Genomic DNA, 348 nt, shown 5'->3' with positions numbered 1-348 from the left:
CAGGCTCAGCTGGCGGGCCGCCTCGTGGAACGGCAGCGACTCGATGTCGCCGACGGTGCCGCCGATCTCGACCAGCGCCACGTCGGCGCCCTCGGCGCCGCGGTAGATGTAGTCCTGGATTTCGTTGGTGATGTGCGGAATGACCTGCACCGTCTTGCCAAGGTACTCGCCGCGGCGTTCCTTGCGGATCACCGACTCGTAGATCTGGCCCGTGGTGAAATTGTTCACCTTTTTCATGCGGGTGCTGATGAAACGCTCGTAGTGGCCGAGGTCGAGGTCGGTTTCGGCCCCGTCGTCGGTGACGAACACCTCGCCATGTTGCAAAGGACTCATGGTGCCCGGATCGAC

The 348-nt window shown here is 63.2% G+C and carries 1 pseudogene; it reads right to left on the bottom strand.

Annotated elements, in window-relative coordinates:
- Positions 1-348 (bottom strand): annotated as a pseudogene (pyrG, locus tag D0817_RS25085) (CTP synthetase); the annotation flags it as partial.

The organism is Flavobacterium cupreum (assembly GCF_003996965.1).
GTDB lineage: Bacteria > Bacteroidota > Bacteroidia > Flavobacteriales > Flavobacteriaceae > Flavobacterium > Flavobacterium cupreum.
The sequence above is the reverse complement of the archived record's forward strand: the minus strand, read 5'-3'. Positions and strand labels throughout refer to the sequence as shown.